This window comes from Pseudomonadota bacterium (genome assembly GCA_010028905.1).
In the GTDB taxonomy this organism is placed as follows: Bacteria; Vulcanimicrobiota; Xenobia; order RGZZ01; family RGZZ01; genus RGZZ01.
Map to the genome: position 1 here is coordinate 1 of RGZZ01000565.1, position 2,952 is coordinate 2,952.

The 2,952-nt window shown below is 64.4% G+C and carries 2 protein-coding genes; one reads left to right on the forward strand and one right to left on the reverse strand.

All coding sequences use genetic code 11. From position 1 onward, the window contains the following. The first annotated feature begins 228 nt into the window (after nt 1–228). A complete protein-coding gene (locus tag EB084_22870) occupies nt 229–663 on the forward strand; it encodes a hypothetical protein (GenBank protein ID NDD31107.1) in 435 nt (144 codons plus the stop codon). Nucleotides 664–728: 65 nt separating this feature from the next. Here the strand turns inward: EB084_22870 and EB084_22875 are convergent, their stop codons facing one another. Then, nucleotides 729–2,852, reverse strand: a complete 2,124-nt coding sequence (locus EB084_22875) for a hypothetical protein (GenBank protein ID NDD31108.1) — start codon at nt 2,850–2,852, stop codon at nt 729–731. Nucleotides 2,853–2,952: the final 100 nt, after the last annotated feature.

Consider the following 2,952-nt stretch of genomic DNA (forward strand, 5'->3'; position numbering starts at 1 on the left):
CGCTGGCCCACGAGGCCGGTCGGCCTGCATTGCAACTCCCCTTCCCCGAAACCCCATCCCGCCGCCGGCGCACCGGGCCCAGCGGTCTGCCTCGCACTGCCTTTCTCACGTCATCGTGCGTGAGCCGTCTCCACCGCCTTGGCCACACCTCATCCCACGCGTCTTCCCCACGCACCTTCCCCACGCATCTTCCCCACGCATCTCAAAGACAGAAGGAGGAAACCGACCATGAACGATCGACAGAGAATCCTCGCGCTGCGTCGCGCGGCGGCCGAGATGTGCGCGCGCCTCGAAGCGACAGGCGACGCGCCGGACGATCCGTCCGCGTTCCACCTGAGAGAGCTCATGACCCACTGGCAGAAGTGCTTCACCCTCAACACGAAGGCGCTGGCCAGGCTGATCCAGATGCGGCGCATGTCCGAAGAGCTCATCCTGCTCGCTGGGGTGCTCGAGCTCGACCCGGCCGAGTCTGGCCTGTCTCCCGCGTCGATGCAGGCCCTCACGAAGCACACCCAGCGCGTGACGCGCAAGGTCGAGCGCGCTCTTCCAAAGATTGCTCGATGGCGAGCCGACGTCGAGCGCCTCGAGGTCGAGCAGGCCGTTCTCATGGCCGAGATGCTCGTTGAGACGCACCGCTGCGCCGACGAGATCGAAGGGCTGTAGCGGTGCCGTCACGCGTTTGTCATCGTGCCCATTCGCGCGCCTCAGGCTATCTGAGGCGCGCGCGGTCACGGCATGAGCTGCAGGTAGGCCAGCCGATCCTTGGCGCGGGTGGCGCCTACATAGAGCAGGCGGCGGTGGTGCTTCGTGCGCTTTCCCTCTCCCGATTCAACCGTGCCAAGCGATATGGCCTCCCCCGTAAGATCGACGAGATAGACACACTCGAAATCGAGCCCTTTTGCGCTGTAGACGCTGCCCACCTTGATGGTGGGCGACCCCATGTCGAGATTGAGACGCGCGTGGGTATCGCGGGTGAACCACTCAATGGGGTGCTTCACCTGCTCTTTGAGCGCATCGATGAACACCTCGCTGCTTGCGGCCAGATTTCTTGAAGCCAGCTGCTCAAAGCTGACCTTGCCCGGTTTGCTCGGCAGCGGTGCAGGGTCACCAAGAAGCAGACGCGAGACATAGAGCACCGCCATCTCGCCAAACCGTCGCCCCTGCTTCACCTGCTGCTCGACATCGTCACTGATGAGCCGCAGCAAGGCCTGCGCGCTGGGCATCTGACGATGCGTCGGACGCTCTCCGTCGCGCCCTCCGAGATCACTGTTGAACAAGCCGTCAACATCATCGTCATCATCAGACTGTTCACCCAGCAGGTCGCGCGCGAACTCGAAGATGGGCTGGGTGCAGCGGTAGCTCTGAAGATGGTTGCGCGCGCGTCCCCCCGTCACGTTGATGCCGAGCGACGCCCAAGAGAACCCGCGCGGTCTCTTGCTGTAGAGGTCTTGAACGCTGTCTTCGGCGATCTTCACGTCTTCAGAGCCTGGCGCCAACGTCGCCAGAGCGAGCCGCAGCAGATCGGGCGAGAAATCCTGCGCCTCGTCGATGAGCACCGTATCGTAGGACGCAAAGGGCAGGCCGTTGCGCGCGAGCGCCTCGAAGGCGGCCTGCTCGAGGCTGCGGATCTTCTCGGTGGGACCCTGATGCGGCACATCCTGCCCGGCGATACGACCTACCAGCTCATAGATCGAGAGAACGTCGACACGCTCGCGCTTGCCGGGCGCGAGGTTCTCATCGAGCAACCCACGCACGTAGCCGGTGAGCGGCAGGTTGTAGCAGGTGTAGAGAATGCGACGCGGCGGAACAGCGTAGGCCGCTTTGAGCTCGGCGTGCTTCACGAGGAAGAGGGTCTTTCCGCATCCCGCAACGCCGCGAATGAGGCGCGGCTCGACGTCGAGCTCGCTGGCCCACTTGAGGGCGCGCTTCGACAGCTCGACCTTCATGGGGCGGCGCCCCTCGCCGGACGGGGACGCTCGCAGACCGGGCGCGGAGACGCCGGCAGCCCGAACCGTGGGCGTTGTCTTGACCGACGGCCCCATGCCGCGGGCACCCTCCGTCTTCGTGGACGGCGGAGGCGCCAGAGGGTCGAAGGGCGGCAGCCCCCCGAGCACCTTCTCGTGCAACACCTTGCGCTGCGCTTCGGTGAGCTCGCGCGATCCGAAGGAGCGCAGGAACCGAAGGAACGACAGAAGCTCGGCGCCGCCCTTCGGGCCGCCAAAGCGCCCCCCTTCACGCAGTTCCGACCCGTAGAGCGTCTCTCCGCTGAACTGGCGGAAATATGATGAGAAGCTGCCGCTCTCCGCCTGCGCTCGCTCGATGTTGGTGAACACCACGGCCTTGTCTACGGGAATGAGACCACGGTTCTTGAACTTCCCGTCGTCGTTTCGCAACGCCGCGTGCAGCTCGATTGCGTTGCGGCAGCTGAACGTGTAGGCCCGAGCCTGCTCATGGGGCTGCGTCCTGGTCTCAAGGCGCCCGTCCTTGCGAATGACCGCTCCCGACACCGACAGCGACTCGATGCTCCGGAGGCTCCAGTCCTTCACCTCGAACACCACGAGCCCCGTCTTGCCCTCAAAGAGAATCACGTCGGTGAACTTCCCCTCGACCTGGGCGCCATGCCAGATGAGCACGTCATCGCGCTCTTTGAAGAGCGTCGCAAGGGCTGTGACCAACCCGCGCTCACCAGGCGTGGTGGACGCCGCGTGAAAGGTTGCCGAATAGATCTTCGCCATCAGACATGATTGTACGCGCAGGTGAATCGCGCATCCTGTCAGCGCACCCGCAAAACAGCCAATGCTGCCGCTGCGCCCCCGTCCTTGAATGCGACGCGTCGGCAGCTCGGCGCCCATCGCGCTCACCGTGCTCCACCCCCCCAAAAAATTCTTTTGCACATCTTTTTCGCCACAACCACGCGCCGGGATCGGCTTATCCACAGGGTTCCACAGCAAT